The following is a 15,004-nucleotide window of genomic DNA, read 5'->3' on the forward strand; positions in this document are numbered from 1 at the left end:
GCAATTTTGTAGAGGCTGCTGGCGTGCTTTAGGTCAAAGCTGACGGTTTTGTAAGCGTGCATGCTGGAAATGTGGGCTACCAAACGCTGCAGTTCGCTTTGTCACTGATCCTCTAAGCAAAAGCCGTGCACAAAACTCAAAAATCGACTTTTAAATCCTCAAGCTAACCTCTGCTAGCCGTTTTTCAGGGGTTGCGTCGGTTTTACGATGAGTTTTAGGGCGTTATTTCTATTTCCATCAGTAATAAAAGGCTTTTTATGGGGTTGTTTTTTGTACAGAAACTAAGCCGTTGCTGCCCTGTCGCCACTGCTCGGTATGCCACCTGTACCCAGTTATTACCGAAGGGAACAATTTTGGTGCATGTGGGCGCAAGGTTTATGGGTGGGTGCTGTTTGTTGGTGCAATTGAGGCGGGCTCTGATCGGCCGTGCTGGCGTTTCTGCTTCGGCGTATCCTATGCAGGCGTAATGCTGTCTCTTTTTGTGGCCCTGCGGTTGGTCGCGCGCATTAGATTTGCGCTTATCAGGGCTGTCAAAGCAGGTGGCTGAGCGTTGTCGCTCGGGGGGTAAATACTTTTCCACGTCACTGATCGGGTTTTGCTTAGAGGTAAAGGTTATGTTCACTCTGGATTCGCGGTTACAGCAGGACACCGTCTGGTTGGGTGATTACCCTTTGTGCAGCCTGCTGCTGATGAACGATGCGCAGTACCCGTGGTTTATCTTGGTGCCGCGTCGTGACGCGGTCAGTGAGTTGTTTCAGCTGGATGCGCCCGATCAGTTACAGCTCTGGCACGAAACAACTGAGCTTGCGGTGGTGCTCAAGGATTGTTTTGCAGCCGATAAAATGAATGTTGCAACTCTGGGTAATGTGGTCAATCAGCTGCACATGCATGTCATCGTGCGGCGTCGTGATGATGCGGCTTGGCCGGCGCCGGTGTGGGGTCTTCATCCGGCACAGGCGTATACAGCTGAGCAGCTGGCGCAGGTTAAAGCGCGATTACGCGTTGTACTCACTGATAATTTTTGTTTTGTTGAGAGTTGACCGGTGGAAACAGAAGAACGCATTAACGATCTGCAAAGCCGCCTGGCTTTTCAGGACGACACCATCCAAGCACTGAACGATGCGCTCGTGGCGCAGCAGCGCCTGTTGGAGCGTTTGCAGTTACAGGTGGCGGCTTTGATTAAGCGTCAGGACGAGGTTGGTTCGCAGTTCGGCCTAGCAGAAGATGAGGCACCGCCGCCTCATTACTGAAGCTCTAGAACGCAAAAGGCCCGCTCTGTGCGGGCCTTTTGCGTTGTGACGATTAACGTCGTAGCGGCAGTGCAGCGATTACGTCTTCAGCTTGTAGGCCTTTGTCGCGTTGCATCACGGCGAATTCGACCCGCTGGCCTTCGACTAACACGCGGTGGCCTTCGCCACGAATTGCGCGAAAGTGCACGAAAATATCGTCGCCCGAGTCGCGCGAAATAAAGCCGAAGCCTTTTGAGGTGTTAAACCATTTAACCGTGCCTGTTTCGCGATCACCCAAGTCTTGCGAGCTCGCAGTGTTACGCGACTGAATGCGCAGGTTGGTCGCCAGGTGGATAACTACGGCTGCGGCGATAATGATCAGGCTAAATAGACTGGCAGGTTGGTCGGCAATTACCGGCAGAGGCGCGAGCAGAATCAGTGCTTGCAGCAGGGTGCCAAGCACCAGCAAGGCGCAAACCAGGTTTTGTGCTTGATGACGCAAGCCTGCATGCCAGATGGGTAGCAGGGGCGCTAGCAGCAGGTTCAGTAAACCGAACAAGCCAAGGCACAGGGCATCAGGTTGTTGCAGTAATGTTTCTGGGGTGTTGCGCAGGGCTGGGGCAAAAGAAAGCAACAGGGCCAGAGCACCTGTTAATAGGTGGATAATTTTCAACATATTCAATGAGCTCACTTAATTAAATAACGATCAGGAATAGCTGGTTGCGCGTAGTTACCTTAGAAGGGGAATAAAGCGCGAAGAACCAGCCTGCGTGCTGAGCCTTGCAATAGGTTCAGCGACACGGGGCGTATTTAACAGTAAAGAGGTGGGGTTCTCAATCAAGCCTGCAGCGCTGCCTGCACAAGGATCGGATTAACTTGGTTGCGACCCTCGCGTTTAGCTTTATACAGCGCATCGTCGGCGCGGGTCAGTAAGCTTTCCAGATCATCGTCTGGCGCCGCCAAAGCAAAGCCAAAAGAGGCGGTGATACTGTTGAGTACTTCGTCGGTGCGACGCACTTTGATGCGTAATGCCTGAATCTTGAGGCGCAATTGCTCGGCAAACGCATGGGCGTTGGTGGTGTCTGGGCAGTCACGCAGGATGATGCAAAACTCTTCGCCGCCATAACGCGCGGCAATAGCGCGAGGCGGGAGAGACTCACGTAGCAGTTGGCCAACATGCTGCAGCACCCGATCGCCCAAGGGGTGCCCGTATTGGTCATTAAATTGTTTGAAGTGATCGATATCCAGCATCACCAAGGCAAGGCCTTCATGTCCCGCTTGCAGGGCCTGCTCAAGGAGCCGGCTGAAGGCGTTACGGTTGAACACCTGCGTGAGGTTGTCCAATGTTGCGGCGACGTGGGCGCGTTCGAGTTGACTGCGCAGGATTTTTATCTCTTCCTGTGCAGAATTTAGCCGATAGAGAAATTTGGTTTGCTGCTCTTGCATCAATTGCGTGCTTTCTTGCAATTCCGTCAAAACGCCTGGCAGGTCGTCGATGACGGGCTCTTGCAGTGCAGCCAGGCCATGTTCCAGGCTGATTTGATAATTACTGCTGCCGGTGATGCTGCATGAGACATTGCTTTCAATATCGTCGACTAGCTCAATCACCTGCTGCTGGCCTGCGCGCGCCTCTGCAAGCTCACCGTGGATAATAAACTCGCGAAACAGTTTGGCTGCCGTCTCTACGGGGAAACTGTCGAAGTCTGCGACGGCTTTATCCAGGCGTCGATTGAGCTCAGGCTCAAGCCCTTTGCTGTAGGTGTACCAGAGCGCGTAATGCACCGGATTTGGCGGGATATTGTGGCGCATCATCAGCGGCACCGCTTTTTTTAGCAGCGCTGCAGCATCACGCGTTTCTTCGGGATAGAGGTCTAATATATTTGGAAGTTTTCTTGGGGTGTTCATGCACGTCACTGTGTCAAGGTTGCAATGTGCTAAAGCATAGAACAGCTGTGGTTGATTCGCCTAGCAAAAGCCCAGTGGCTGCTGGGCGCATGCTGGATTTGTTGGACGTGAATAACTCAGTTGCTTTGAGCCAAACGCCCTAAAGCAGAAAACCCTCGGTTCGGCCATGAGGCTTCCGAGGGTTTTCTGTTGTAGCCCACACATATCCGACGCTAAGGCTTGTTTCATCAACACTTTGGCGAGCACGTCCGCGTTACTTGTGGGGCGCTAGATTACTTAACTAGGCGGCCAGTAGGCTGCGCAACATCCACGCGGTTTTTTCATGGACTTGCATGCGCTGGGTGAGCAAGTCAGCGGTAGGTTCGTCACTGATTTTTTCCAGCAACGGGAAAATGCCGCGTGCAGTGCGTACGACTGCTTCTTGACCTTGGACCAGCAACTTGATCATGTCTTGTGCGCTCGGTACGCCTTCTTCTTCCTTAATAGAGGAGAGGCGGGCATAAGCCGCGTAGGTACCAGGTGCCGGGAAGCCGAGGGTGCGGATACGTTCTGCAATGTCATCCACGGCCAATGCCAGCTCGGTGTACTGACCTTCAAACATCAAATGCAAGGTATTGAACATCGGGCCGGTGACGTTCCAGTGGAAATTATGGGTTTTCAGGTAAAGCGTGTAGGTGTCAGCAAGCAGACGCGACAAGCCTTCGGCGATGGCGGCGCGGTCTTTCTCAGCAATTCCAATATTAATTTCCATTGCATTTCTCTCCAGGCGTTAGGGGGCTCGGCTGCCCGCTGTAATGGGCAGAGACTATCATGGGTGCTGCCGAGGATTGTTGTCGGTTAAATCAATAACAGTGATGTTTGGACGTCAATGCTCAGCCCGGGTTCAATTTATCTCTGTTAGGCATGCTTAGGCGTAGAGCTTTTAGATGGCGCAGTGATCCTTGAGCACAATTGCTCAGCGAAAGGGCTCAGCGCTTGGCCAATAAGGGGTTTTGTTGCAGCGCTCGATTGAACAGCGCGACCCAATGCGCACTGAACTGACTCCCAGCAAGATTATTGATTTCGAGAATGGCTCGCAGGCGTGGACGTTTGTTCAACGCTTGGTGCGCGCGTTCATGGGTGCGCGCGTCGAAGGTATCAACGATGTTGATAATAAGCGCGCCTGGGCTGGTTTCGATTTCTTTCAGCCCTTTCGGGTAACCACTGCCGTCAGCGTGTTCCTGATGTTGCAGGACCATTTCCGCCGCTGCATCCCACTGCGGCATACGCTTGAGTAAATCGTGGGCAAGGCGCGGGTGGGCTTGCATTTGGCGGCGCTCCTCGCGATTCAGGTGAGCGTCCTTGTGCAGCACCTCAAGCGGCAGAAAAGCCATGCCCATATCGTGCAAACAAATGGCCGCTGTCAGTTGCGCGGGTTGTTCTGGCTCGCCGCCTAGTTGATTAATGGCCAAGGCTAGGTCGAGTTGGCGCAAGCCGCGGCCCTGCCAGAAGTGTGAGCGACGCTCGCTGGCTTGCATCAAGTCGATAAAGAACAACAAATCTGCGTCAGGCTCGATGCCATAACGATTCAACAGTTGTGCCGCATCAAGGTGTGCGGGGTTACTGATACTGGCCGGCTGTGAGTTGGGGTCAAGTTGCTGCAGCAGGGCGCTACGCAGGGCGGTTTGTTGTGCAGTGGGTGTTTGCGCGAGATCGCTGAGTGCTCGGCCCAACGCTTGGCTCTGGCTGGCGCTGAGCTGCTCCGCGGGGCCTCCGAGGGCATGATGGATTTGCTCTTTAAGGTGGTCGAGGGTCAATAGAAGAATGTCACCCAGTAAACTGTCGAAGCGCAACTGGCCTTCGCGCAGGCATGACAGCACATCCTCCATGGCCTGCGGTATAAGCATCAGTTTGTCTAAACCGATGTAACCCAGATTGCCCTTAAGTGTATGCACCGAGCGAAATAACTCGCGCAGGCGTTCGCGGTCATCGGGGGCGTGTTCAAGCTCAATCAGCAATTGCTCACAGCGTTGGAATTGTTCGCTGGATTCCAAACGAAAATCCGCCAGCAAATCGCTGGGGATTTCCGTCAAGTTTGATGTGTCCATAAGCTTCTCCGGGTATTCATGACCACAACGACGCGTACTTGAGTATAGAAAAGCCTGGCAAAAGCGCGCAGAGCGGCGGCTGCATGTGGCGGCCTAACCATATATAATCCAGCCCTGCCGGATTTTGTGGGGTTCGCGGGTGGGTGCACATGCATCACCAGCCTTTAACGCCCCTGAAAACAGCGCACTTGCGCAACATGACGCATACGCCCGCCGGCCAACGAGCGTCGCAACTATTGCGGCCCAACGAATTCAAGACTCAAGAGAAGCGACCACCACCATGATGCGCAGCCAGTATTGCGGCCAACTGAACGAGAGCCTGGACGGCCAGGAAGTCACCCTTTGCGGTTGGGTACATCGCCGCCGTGACCATGGCGGGGTGATTTTCCTCGACATCCGTGACCGTGAAGGTCTCGCTCAGGTGGTATTCGACCCGGACCGCGCGGCAACCTTTGCCGCTGCCGATAAAGTGCGCAGCGAGTACGTGGTGAAAATCACCGGTAAAGTACGCGTGCGCCCAGAGGGTGCGCGTAATGCCAACATGGCCTCCGGCGCTATCGAAGTACTGGGTTATGAGCTAGAAGTGCTGAACGAAGCGGAAACCCCACCGTTCCCACTCAACGAATACACCGATGTCGGCGAAGAAACTCGCCTGCGCTACCGCTTTATTGACCTGCGTCGCCCAGAGATGGCGGCTAAGTTGAAGCTGCGTTCGAGCATCACCAGCAGCATTCGTCGTTACCTCGACGACAACGGCTTCCTTGATGTAGAAACACCGATCCTCACCCGCGCTACACCTGAAGGCGCGCGTGACTATCTGGTGCCGAGTCGCACCCACGCGGGTAGCTTCTTCGCACTGCCGCAGTCGCCACAGCTGTTCAAGCAATTGCTGATGGTTGCCGGCTTCGACCGTTACTACCAGATCGCTAAGTGCTTTCGCGACGAAGACCTGCGCGCTGATCGTCAGCCAGAATTCACCCAGATTGACATCGAAACCAGCTTTATGGATGAGGCCGACATCATGGCCATCACCGAAAAGATGATTCGCCAGCTGTTCAAAGAAGTGTTGGACGTCGAGTTCGGCGAGTTGCCGCATATGACGCTGGCCGAAGCCATGCGCCGTTTCGGCTCCGACAAACCGGACTTGCGTAACCCGCTGGAATTGGTAGACGTCGCCGACCAGCTCAAAGATGTCGACTTCAAGGTGTTCGCGGGTCCGGCTAACGATCCGAAGTGCCGCGTGACAGCCCTGCGCGTGCCGGGCGGGGCGAGCATGCCGCGCAAGCAGATCGACGACTACACCAAGTTCGTCGGTATTTATGGTGCCAAGGGCTTGGCTTACATCAAGGTCAACGAGCGTGCCAATGGTGTTGAAGGTCTGCAGTCGCCGATCGTTAAGAACATCCCGCTGGACAACATCAATGTGATCCTTGATCGCGTCGGTGCAGTGGATGGTGACATCGTGTTCTTTGGTGCTGACAAGGCCAAGATTGTCTCCGAAGCCTTGGGTGCGCTGCGCATCAAGCTCGGTCATGACCTGAGCCTGTTGACCTGTGAATGGGCGCCATTGTGGGTTGTCGACTTCCCGATGTTCGAAGAAAGCGACGACGGCAGTCTAACGGCTATGCACCACCCGTTCACTGCGCCAAGTTGCAGCCCAGCAGAGTTGGAGGCTAACCCAGCCGCCGCTCTGTCGCGCGCTTATGACATGGTTCTGAACGGCACTGAGTTGGGTGGCGGTTCGATCCGTATCCATGACAAGTCAATGCAGCAGACAGTCTTCCGTGTGCTGGGCATCAGCGAAGACGAGCAGCAGGAAAAGTTCGGCTTCCTCCTCGATGCTCTGAAGTTCGGTGCGCCGCCTCACGGTGGTTTGGCCTTCGGCCTAGATCGCCTGGTGATGCTGATGACCGGCGCACAATCGATCCGTGAAGTGATTGCCTTCCCGAAAACCCAGAGCGCTGCCTGCGTGATGACTCAGGCGCCGGGTGAGGTGGATAACAAGTCGCTGCGCGAATTGCATATCCGCCTGCGCGAGCAACCCAAGGCCGAATAAGCCGAGTCAAAAAGCCTGGTTTTCCAGGCTTTTTGCTTATGGGGTGGGGCAGATATTTGTGCGCTCACACCCCGCAATTTCAGTTTAATGAAACGGAGTGAGTTATGGCTGGTCATTCCAAATGGGCCAACATCAAGCATCGCAAAGGGCGTCAAGACGCCAAACGCGGCAAGATTTTTACCAAGTTCATCCGCGAGCTGACTGTGGCTGCTAAGCATGGCGGCCCTCTGGCGGCAGACAATCCGCGTTTGCGTCTGGCCATGGATAAAGCGCTGACCGCCAACATGTCGCGTGATGTCATTGACCGTGCAATTGCTCGCGGTGCGGGTAACAACGAAGCGGACAATGTTGCTGAGCTCAGTTACGAAGGTTATGCCCTGGGCGGTGTGGCGATTATCGTCGAAACCATGACCGATAACCGCAATCGCACGGCCGCTGAAGTGCGCCATGCCTTTACCAAATGCGGCGGTAACTTGGGCACCGACGGCTCGGTGGCCTATATGTTCGACCGCAAAGGGCAGCTCAGCTTTGCGGCGGGCGTCAATGAAGATGCACTCATGGAGGCGGCGCTGGAAGCCGGTGCCGATGATGTGGAAATGGCCGAGGATGGTTCGGCGCTGGTGTCCACAGGCTTTGCTGATTTCCATGCCGTTATCGAAGCGCTCAGTGCTGCTGGCTTTAAAGTGGATGAAGCGGAAATCGCCATGATCCCGTCAATCAGTGCACCAATTGATGATCTAGAAACGGCGCAAAAAGTCATCAAATTGATCGACATGTTGGAGGATCTTGACGATGTGCAAGAGGTCTACCACAACGCTGAAATCCCTGACGAACTCATCGAGCAGCTTGGCTGAATGGTCACTAAAGCGGCGGTTTTTCGAGTTTATTAACCCCTAAGCCCCGGATTTATTAAAGCGTCTCCCTGGGTGACGCGACAGTGACCTAGCTCTATACTCGGCAACTGGATAAATAGACAGTGTGCCAGTTGAGCTAGCTGGTGCCTTGAGTGGGCAGTAGGGCATGACCTTGATTCTCGGTATCGACCCCGGATCACGTATTACCGGTTATGGCGTGGTGCGTGATAACGGACGCAATTGCGAGTACGTCGCTTCAGGCTGTATACGCACCGGCAACGGCACTATGCCGGAGCGCCTGCAAGTGGTGTTTCGCGGTGTGCGCGAAGTCATCGAAACCTTCGGCCCTGTGACCATGGGCATTGAGCAGGTGTTTATGGCGCGCAATCCCGATTCTGCACTCAAACTTGGCCAAGCCCGCGGCGTGGCGATTGTGGCAGGCATTGAAGCAGGGCTGGATATCGCCGAATACACCGCCACCCAGGTTAAGCAGGCGATCGCCGGCAGCGGCGGGGCGGACAAAGAACAAGTGCAGATGATGGTCATGCACCTACTTAAACTGGTGCAGAAGCCGCAGATTGACGCCTCAGATGCCCTGGCAATTGCCTTGTGTCATGCCCATCATCGGCAGAGCCTGCTCCCACACGGTTTGGTCGGCGCCAAGCGGCGCGCGGGTCGTCTTCGTTTGTAAGGTAATTTTTAAGGAAAAGCAGCGGTGATCGGACGTTTGCGCGGCACCCTGGCGGAAAAACAGCCGCCCCATGTGATTATTGACATAAATGGTTTGGGTTATGAGCTGGAAGTGCCCATGACGACCCTGTACCGCTTGCCCTCAGTGGGTGAACCGCTGACGCTGCACACCCATCTGGTGGTGCGCGAAGATGCTCACCTGCTTTATGGTTTCTTTGAGAAGCGTGAGCGTGAGCTGTTCCGCGAGTTAATCCGCCTTAATGGCGTCGGGCCAAAGCTGGCCTTGGCCTTGATGTCCGGGCTTGAGGTGGATGAGTTGGTGCGCTGCGTGCAAGCGCAAGACACCTCGGTGTTGGTGAGAATCCCTGGTGTTGGTAAGAAAACTGCCGAACGCCTATTGGTTGAGCTCAAAGATCGTTTCAAAGCATGGGAAACGGTGCCCGGTATGTCCGCTCTAGTGGTGGAACCTCGCGCGGGTGGTGCAGTCTCAAGCGCTGAGAATGACGCCGTGAGCGCACTTATTTCGCTCGGCTACAAACCCCAAGAAGCCAGCCGTGCTGTATCCGCTATTAAGGAAGACGGTTTGAGCAGTGAAGATATGATTCGTCGCGCCCTGAAGGGAATGCTCTAGTGCTAGAAGCTGATCGCCTGATTACCGCTGCCCCGCGTGAGCGTGATGAGCAGGTGGACCGCGCCATTCGCCCGCTAAAACTGGCTGATTACATCGGCCAGCCTAGTGTGCGCGAGCAGATGGAGCTGTTTATCCAGGCGGCTCGTGGGCGCAGCGAGGCGCTCGATCACACCCTGATTTTTGGTCCTCCCGGGTTGGGTAAAACCACCTTGGCCAACATCATCGCTCAGGAAATGAATGTCTCGATCAAGAGCACCTCGGGTCCCGTTCTAGAGCGTCCAGGTGATTTGGCAGCCTTGCTGACCAATCTTGAGCCGGGCGATGTGTTGTTTATTGATGAGATTCATCGCTTGTCGCCGATTGTCGAGGAAGTCCTCTATCCAGCCATGGAAGACTTTCAGCTCGACATTATGATCGGTGAAGGTCCGGCTGCACGCTCAATCAAGCTCGATTTGCCGCCGTTTACGCTGGTTGGCGCCACGACGCGTGCGGGCATGCTGACCAATCCATTGCGCGACCGTTTCGGTATCGTCCAGCGCCTTGAGTTCTACAACACTGAAGACCTGACCACTATCGTCACGCGTTCGGCGGGCATTCTGGGTTTGCCGATTGAACCCCGCGGAGCATTTGAGATTGCCCGGCGCGCGCGCGGTACGCCACGAATTGCCAACCGCTTACTGCGTCGGGTACGCGACTTTGCCGAAGTCCGCGGTACGGGTGATATCACCCGCGAGATTGCGGACCTGGCGCTGAATCTGCTGGATGTCGATGAGCGCGGTTTAGATCATCAAGACCGTCGCCTGCTGCTGACCATGATTGAGAAATTTGACGGCGGCCCGGTTGGCGTAGATAACCTAGCGGCCGCCATCAGTGAGGAGCGCCACACCATTGAAGATGTGCTGGAACCTTACTTAATTCAGCAGGGTTACATCATGCGCACCCCACGCGGACGTGTGGTTACCCGGCATGCTTACCTGCATTTTGGTCTTAATGTACCCAAGCGCATGGGTGAGCTGCCGGTAACTGAGCCATTTGATGGTGTCACGGAGTAAGAAAAATACTTGCTCTACCCAATTGGCAAGACCCGGAGCTAAGACTAGAGTATGCGCGCGCAAAACGGAGTTCAGCCGTCCACCTTTCGCTGTCGGGTTTATTTTGAAGACACCGATGCGGGCGGCATCGTCTACTACGTCAATTACCTAAAATTTATGGAGCGGGCTCGCACTGAGCGCTTACGTGATCTGGGGTTTCTCCAGTCGACGTTAGCCGAGGAGGGCCTGTTATTTGTCGTGCACTCAGCTGAAGCGCGCTATCACGCCCCAGCCAAGCTTGACGATGAACTGCTGGTAAGCGCCGAAGTGATTGAATTAAACCGTGCCAGCCTGCGTTTTCGTCAGCAGGTCAGGCGGGCAACGGATGATGCGCTGCTCTGTGAAGGGCAGTTTATGGTGGCTTGTGTGCGCGCCGATAATTTGAAACCCCGGGCTATTCCCCCAACCTTGCACGCGGCCTTTGCCGAGCAAGGCGGCGCGGGTAAATCTAAAGCAGGAGAGTAAGCGTGGAAGCCAACGCCGTTGACCACATGTCGATTTGGAGTTTGATCAGCGCCGCCAGTTTGGTGGTGCAATTGGTAATGCTGACACTGGTGGCCGCCTCGGTTTTTTCGTGGGTGATCATTTTCCAACGCACGGCACTGTTGCGTGCGGCCAAGCGTGCTTTGGATAGTTTCGAGGAGCGCTTCTGGTCGGGTATCGACTTGTCCAAACTTTACCGTCAGGTGGGCAGTAACCCTGATCCAGATTCTGGCTTGGAACAAATATTCCGCGCAGGCTTCAAGGATTTCTCACGTCTGCGTCAGCAGCCTGGCGTAGACCCAGACGCGGTGATGGATGCCGTGGCACGCGCCATGCGCGTGGCCATCTCCCGTGAAGAAGAGAAGCTCGATCAGAGCCTGCCTTTTCTTGCCACTGTTGGTTCCACCAGCCCTTATATCGGCCTGTTCGGCACAGTGTGGGGCATCATGAACTCCTTCCGCGGTTTGGCCCAAGTCCAGCAAGCCACCCTGGCGACTGTGGCGCCAGGTATTGCTGAGGCGTTGATTGCCACCGCAATCGGTTTGTTTGCCGCCATTCCTGCGGTAATTGCGTACAACCGTTTCTCCGCGCGAGGCGAAATGCTGATCGGCCGTTACTACACCTTTGCTGACGAATTCCAGGCAATTTTGCACCGAAAAGTCCACACCAGCGACGACTAAGCCTTAGGCGCTCTTCAAAAAAGGTTTTAAGTCATGGCCAGAATTCGTAACAGACGCAAGCCGGTCTCCGAGATGAACGTGGTGCCTTACATCGATGTGATGTTGGTGCTGCTGGTGATCTTTATGGTGACTGCGCCCATGCTCAACCAAGGGGTTAAGGTCGATCTGCCAAAAGTCAGCAGTGAAGTCTTGCCGCAGGACAATAATTCCCAGGTATTGACCATCTCGATCAAGGCCGACAAAACCTATTACTGGAACATGGGCACCGAAGTCGATGTCGATACCGTGCAGGACCAAGCGCTGACGCTGGAAGAAATGACCCGTGCAGTCACGGCCATCATCAGCCAGAGCCGTGCCACAGGTAAGCAGGTGCAAGTGTTCGTGCGTGGCGATAAGTCTGTTGACTACGGCACGGTGATGGCGGCGATGGGCGGCTTGCAGCAAGCTGACGTGGCTAACGTCGGGCTGATTACCGAGGCCCCCTGATGCATTATCAGCGCGAGCGCTCGCCTTCGGAAAGTCTGTTTTGGCCTGTGGTTTGGGCCGTGGCGCTGCACGTCATCATGTTCGCCATGCTGTTCGTCAGCTTTGCTTTTGCCCCGGACCTGCCGCCGGCTAAGCCGGTGGTGCAGGCGACGTTGTACAAGCTGCAGTCGCAGAGCCAGGCGACCATTCAGACCAACCAGAAAATTGCCGGTGAAACCAAGAAAACTACAGCGCCGGTGTATGAAACCGAGCAGCTTGAACAAAAGAAAGCCGAGCAAGAGAAAGTAGCCGCCAAGGCTGCGGAACAAAAGAAAGCCCAAGAGGCTCAGAAAGCCGACATCGCAAAAAAAGCTGATGCCGACAAGAAAGCCGCCGAGCAGAAAAAACTCGCCGATGTAGCCAAGAAGAAGGCCGCTGACGACGCCGCGAAGAAAAAGGCGGCAGAAGACGCCAAGAAAAAAGCAGCGGAAGAGGCGAAAAAGAAAGCCGCTGCTGAAGCTGCGAAGAAGAAAAAAGCGGACGACACGAAGAAAAAAGCAACAGAGGCGGCTAATCGTAAAGCGGTAGAAGACAAAAAAGCTGCAGCCTTAGCTGAGTTGTTGTCCGATGATGTTGGGCGACAACAGGCTCTGGCTGACACCGTCGGTGATGAGGTTGCAGGCAGCTTGGATGATTTGATTGTGATGTTGGTCAGTCAGCAGTGGCGGCGTCCGCCCTCTGCGCGCAACGGCATGAGTGTCGAGGTACTGATTGAGATGCTGCCCGATGGCACCATTACTAATGCCAGCGTAACGCGTTCAAGTGGTGATTCGCCGTTTGATAACTCGGCTGTGCAAGCAGTACGCAACGTTGGTCGTATCGCTGAAATGCAACAACTGGACCGCGCTACTTTTGATCGCCTTTACCGGCAGCGACGCGCTGTCTTCAAACCGGAGGATTTAGGCCTGTGAATACCCTGATGCGAATAGTTCTGCTCGGCCTGACCCTACTGGTCGGTACCGTTCAGGCCGCTGATCCGCTGGTGATCAGCAGTGGCACCGATCGTGCCACGCCGATTGCTGTGGTGCCGTTTGGTTGGCAAGGCGGCAGTGTTCTGCCTGAGGACATGGCCGAGATTATTGGCAATGACCTGCGTAACTCGGGTGTTTTTGAGCCGATCCCGCGGCAGAATATGATCAGCTTGCCGACTCAGGCCAGTGAAGTGATCTACCGCGATTGGCAAGCGCTGGGTGCGCAGTACGTGCTGGCCGGTAGCATTGTGCCGAATGCGGGTCGTCTGCAGATCCAGTTCGCGCTGTTCAACGTGACGACCCAGCAACAAGTGATGACCGGTAGCGTGGGCGGTGGTGTTGACCAGCTGCGTGACATGGCTCACCACATCGCCGATCAGTCGTACGAGAAGTTAACAGGTGTTAAGGGTGCATTCTCCACTCGCATGTTGTACGTCACGGCCGAGCGTTTTTCGGTCAATAACACCCGCTATACCCTGCAGCGCTCCGACTATGACGGCGCGCGTGCGGTGACGTTGTTGCAGTCACGCGAGCCGATTCTTTCTCCCTCGTTTGCACCCGACGGTCGGCGCATTGCCTATGTGTCGTTCGAACAGAAGCGTCCACGAATCTTTGTGCAGCACATCGATACCGGTCGGCGCGAGCAGATCACCAACTTTGAAGGCCTGAATGGTGCGCCAGCGTGGTCACCGGATGGCAATCGTCTGGCATTTGTCCTGTCTAAAGACGGCAACCCAGAGATATACGTGATGGACATGGGCAGCCGTCAGATTCGCCGCGTGACTAACCAGGCCTCGATTGATACCGAGCCGTTTTGGGGTAAGGACGGTCAGACCCTGTACTTCACCTCGGATCGTTCGGGTAAACCACAAATCTACAAAACCAACATCAACGGCGGTTCGGCCGAGCGTGTGACCTTTATCGGTAACTACAACGCCAACCCGAAGTTGTCTGCGGATGAAAAAACCCTGGTTATGATTCATCGCCAGGATGGTTACACCGTGTTCAAGGTGGCTGCACAAGACCTGCAGCGCGGCAATTTGCGGATACTTTCAGACACCAGTCTGGATGAGTCGCCTACTGTTGCGCCCAATGGCACCATGGTAATCTACGCCACCCGCCAGCAGGGGCGGGGAGTCTTGGTACTGGCGTCCACTAATGGACGTGTGAGGCTCCCTCTTCCTACCGCTCAAGGCGAAGTTCGAGAGCCTTCTTGGTCCCCTTACCTGAACTGATGCGGCGCTTTACCGTTGTTGTTTGAAATACTGCTTAACACACTGGGGTTCATTAGGAGCTATATGATGGAAATGCTGAAATTTGGTAAGTTTGCTGCACTGAGCTTGGCTCTCGCCGTGGCTGTAGGTTGTTCCTCCAAAGGCGGCGACGCTGCTGGCGAAGGCGCTATCGATCCTAACGCTGGTTACGGCGCTAACACTGGCGCTGTTGATGGCAGCCTGAGCGAAGAAGCTGCTCTGCGCGCTATCACCACCTTCTACTTCGAATACGACAGCTCCGACCTGAAGCCAGAGGCCATGCGCGCTCTGGACGTGCACGCCAAAGACCTGCAAGGCAATGGCGCTCGCGTAGTTCTGGAAGGCCACGCTGACGAGCGCGGTACTCGTGAATACAACATGGCACTGGGCGAGCGTCGCGCCAAGGCTGTGCAGCGTTACCTGGTACTGCAGGGCGTTTCCCCAGCTCAGCTGGAACTGGTTTCCTACGGTGAAGAACGCGCTATCGCTACCGGTAACGAGGAGTCCTCGTGGGCTCAAAACCGTCGCGTCGAACTGCGTAAGTAATTC

General features: G+C 55.2%; 17 protein-coding genes and 1 pseudogene. 13 read left to right on the top strand and 5 right to left on the bottom strand.

Annotation, left to right across the window (positions count from 1 at the left end; all coding sequences use genetic code 11):
• Nucleotides 1-614: 614 nt before the first annotated feature.
• Both WF513_RS07000 and WF513_RS07005 read left to right on the top strand, forming a co-directional pair.
• Complete coding sequence (locus tag WF513_RS07000) at nt 615-1,040, top strand: HIT domain-containing protein (protein ID WP_339082730.1); 426 nt, start codon at nt 615-617, stop codon at nt 1,038-1,040.
• Between the two features lie 3 nt (nt 1,041-1,043).
• The gene (locus WF513_RS07005) at nt 1,044-1,250 is read left to right on the top strand and encodes a SlyX family protein (RefSeq protein WP_339082732.1); all 207 of its coding nucleotides are present in this window, start codon (nt 1,044-1,046) and stop codon (nt 1,248-1,250) included.
• Between the two features lie 52 nt (nt 1,251-1,302).
• Here the strand turns inward: WF513_RS07005 and WF513_RS07010 are convergent, their stop codons facing one another.
• From WF513_RS07010 to WF513_RS07030, 5 genes and pseudogenes are all read right to left on the bottom strand, one after another.
• A complete protein-coding gene (locus WF513_RS07010; RefSeq protein WP_339083462.1) occupies nt 1,303-1,527 on the bottom strand; it encodes a cold-shock protein in 225 nt (74 codons plus the stop codon).
• A 105-nt stretch (nt 1,528-1,632) separates the two neighbouring features.
• Nucleotides 1,633-1,905: pseudogene (locus tag WF513_RS07015) on the bottom strand (cold shock domain-containing protein membrane protein); the annotation flags it as partial.
• A 161-nt stretch (nt 1,906-2,066) separates the two neighbouring features.
• On the bottom strand, nt 2,067-3,134 hold the full coding sequence (locus WF513_RS07020; protein ID WP_339082734.1) for a GGDEF domain-containing protein: 1,068 nt from the start codon (nt 3,132-3,134) through the stop codon (nt 2,067-2,069).
• Nucleotides 3,135-3,414: 280 nt separating this feature from the next.
• Nucleotides 3,415-3,885, bottom strand: a complete 471-nt coding sequence (locus WF513_RS07025) for a Dps family protein (RefSeq protein ID WP_339082736.1) — start codon at nt 3,883-3,885, stop codon at nt 3,415-3,417.
• Nucleotides 3,886-4,102: 217 nt separating this feature from the next.
• The gene (locus WF513_RS07030; RefSeq protein WP_339082738.1) at nt 4,103-5,221 is read right to left on the bottom strand and encodes an HD domain-containing phosphohydrolase; all 1,119 of its coding nucleotides are present in this window, start codon (nt 5,219-5,221) and stop codon (nt 4,103-4,105) included.
• A 280-nt stretch (nt 5,222-5,501) separates the two neighbouring features.
• Between WF513_RS07030 and aspS the strand changes: the two genes are divergently transcribed.
• The 11 genes from aspS to pal all read left to right on the top strand — a co-directional run bounded on the left by aspS (nt 5,502) and on the right by pal (nt 15,001).
• The gene (aspS, locus tag WF513_RS07035; RefSeq protein WP_339082740.1) at nt 5,502-7,277 is read left to right on the top strand and encodes an aspartate--tRNA ligase; all 1,776 of its coding nucleotides are present in this window, start codon (nt 5,502-5,504) and stop codon (nt 7,275-7,277) included.
• Between the two features lie 104 nt (nt 7,278-7,381).
• The gene (locus tag WF513_RS07040; protein WP_339082742.1) at nt 7,382-8,131 is read left to right on the top strand and encodes a YebC/PmpR family DNA-binding transcriptional regulator; all 750 of its coding nucleotides are present in this window, start codon (nt 7,382-7,384) and stop codon (nt 8,129-8,131) included.
• 166 nt (nt 8,132-8,297) lie between these two features.
• On the top strand, nt 8,298-8,822 hold the full coding sequence (ruvC, locus tag WF513_RS07045) for a crossover junction endodeoxyribonuclease RuvC (RefSeq protein WP_339082744.1): 525 nt from the start codon (nt 8,298-8,300) through the stop codon (nt 8,820-8,822).
• A 24-nt stretch (nt 8,823-8,846) separates the two neighbouring features.
• Entirely contained in the window at nt 8,847-9,452 is a 606-nt protein-coding gene (gene ruvA / locus WF513_RS07050) for a Holliday junction branch migration protein RuvA (RefSeq protein WP_339082745.1), read from the top strand.
• The gene (gene ruvB / locus WF513_RS07055) at nt 9,452-10,504 is read left to right on the top strand and encodes a Holliday junction branch migration DNA helicase RuvB (RefSeq protein WP_339082747.1); all 1,053 of its coding nucleotides are present in this window, start codon (nt 9,452-9,454) and stop codon (nt 10,502-10,504) included. Before ruvA ends, ruvB begins: the two co-directional genes overlap by 1 nt.
• Nucleotides 10,505-10,555: 51 nt before the next feature.
• Nucleotides 10,556-11,008, top strand: coding sequence for a tol-pal system-associated acyl-CoA thioesterase (gene ybgC, locus WF513_RS07060; protein WP_339082749.1), 453 nt, complete (start codon nt 10,556-10,558; stop codon nt 11,006-11,008).
• 2 nt (nt 11,009-11,010) lie between these two features.
• Nucleotides 11,011-11,706, top strand: coding sequence for a protein TolQ (gene tolQ, locus WF513_RS07065; RefSeq protein ID WP_339082751.1), 696 nt, complete (start codon nt 11,011-11,013; stop codon nt 11,704-11,706).
• Nucleotides 11,707-11,739: 33 nt separating this feature from the next.
• On the top strand, nt 11,740-12,192 hold the full coding sequence (gene tolR / locus WF513_RS07070; RefSeq protein WP_339082753.1) for a protein TolR: 453 nt from the start codon (nt 11,740-11,742) through the stop codon (nt 12,190-12,192).
• Nucleotides 12,192-13,142 carry a cell envelope integrity protein TolA gene (tolA, locus tag WF513_RS07075; RefSeq protein ID WP_339082755.1) on the top strand — a complete coding sequence of 317 codons (951 nt, stop codon included), beginning with the start codon at nt 12,192-12,194 and terminating at the stop codon, nt 13,140-13,142. Before tolR ends, tolA begins: the two co-directional genes overlap by 1 nt.
• Complete coding sequence (tolB, locus tag WF513_RS07080) at nt 13,139-14,437, top strand: Tol-Pal system beta propeller repeat protein TolB (RefSeq protein ID WP_339082757.1); 1,299 nt, start codon at nt 13,139-13,141, stop codon at nt 14,435-14,437. The genes tolA and tolB overlap by 4 nt, the downstream gene beginning before the upstream one ends.
• Before the next feature lie 66 nt (nt 14,438-14,503).
• Nucleotides 14,504-15,001: a peptidoglycan-associated lipoprotein Pal gene (pal, locus tag WF513_RS07085; RefSeq protein ID WP_339082759.1), complete on the top strand. Its 498-nt coding sequence runs from the start codon at nt 14,504-14,506 to the stop codon at nt 14,999-15,001.
• The last annotated feature ends 3 nt before the right edge of the window (nt 15,002-15,004 follow it).

The organism is Pseudomonas sp. TMP9 (assembly GCF_037943105.1).
Lineage (GTDB): Bacteria > Pseudomonadota > Gammaproteobacteria > Pseudomonadales > Pseudomonadaceae > Aquipseudomonas.

What these genes read in the sequence shown, in the direction of transcription:
- WF513_RS07025 (WP_339082736.1), bottom strand. Translation starts at nt 3,885, where the DNA reads ATGGAAATTAATATTGGAATTGCTGAGAAAGACCGCGCCGCCATCGCC.
- pal (WP_339082759.1), top strand. Translation starts at nt 14,504, where the DNA reads ATGGAAATGCTGAAATTTGGTAAGTTTGCTGCACTGAGCTTGGCTCTC.
- WF513_RS07020 (WP_339082734.1), bottom strand. Translation starts at nt 3,134, where the DNA reads ATGAACACCCCAAGAAAACTTCCAAATATATTAGACCTCTATCCCGAA.
- aspS (WP_339082740.1), top strand. Translation starts at nt 5,502, where the DNA reads ATGATGCGCAGCCAGTATTGCGGCCAACTGAACGAGAGCCTGGACGGC.
- WF513_RS07040 (WP_339082742.1), top strand. Translation starts at nt 7,382, where the DNA reads ATGGCTGGTCATTCCAAATGGGCCAACATCAAGCATCGCAAAGGGCGT.
- WF513_RS07000 (WP_339082730.1), top strand. Translation starts at nt 615, where the DNA reads ATGTTCACTCTGGATTCGCGGTTACAGCAGGACACCGTCTGGTTGGGT.
- ruvC (WP_339082744.1), top strand. Translation starts at nt 8,298, where the DNA reads ATGACCTTGATTCTCGGTATCGACCCCGGATCACGTATTACCGGTTAT.
- tolR (WP_339082753.1), top strand. Translation starts at nt 11,740, where the DNA reads ATGGCCAGAATTCGTAACAGACGCAAGCCGGTCTCCGAGATGAACGTG.
- WF513_RS07030 (WP_339082738.1), bottom strand. Translation starts at nt 5,221, where the DNA reads ATGGACACATCAAACTTGACGGAAATCCCCAGCGATTTGCTGGCGGAT.
- tolA (WP_339082755.1), top strand. Translation starts at nt 12,192, where the DNA reads ATGCATTATCAGCGCGAGCGCTCGCCTTCGGAAAGTCTGTTTTGGCCT.
- ybgC (WP_339082749.1), top strand. Translation starts at nt 10,556, where the DNA reads ATGCGCGCGCAAAACGGAGTTCAGCCGTCCACCTTTCGCTGTCGGGTT.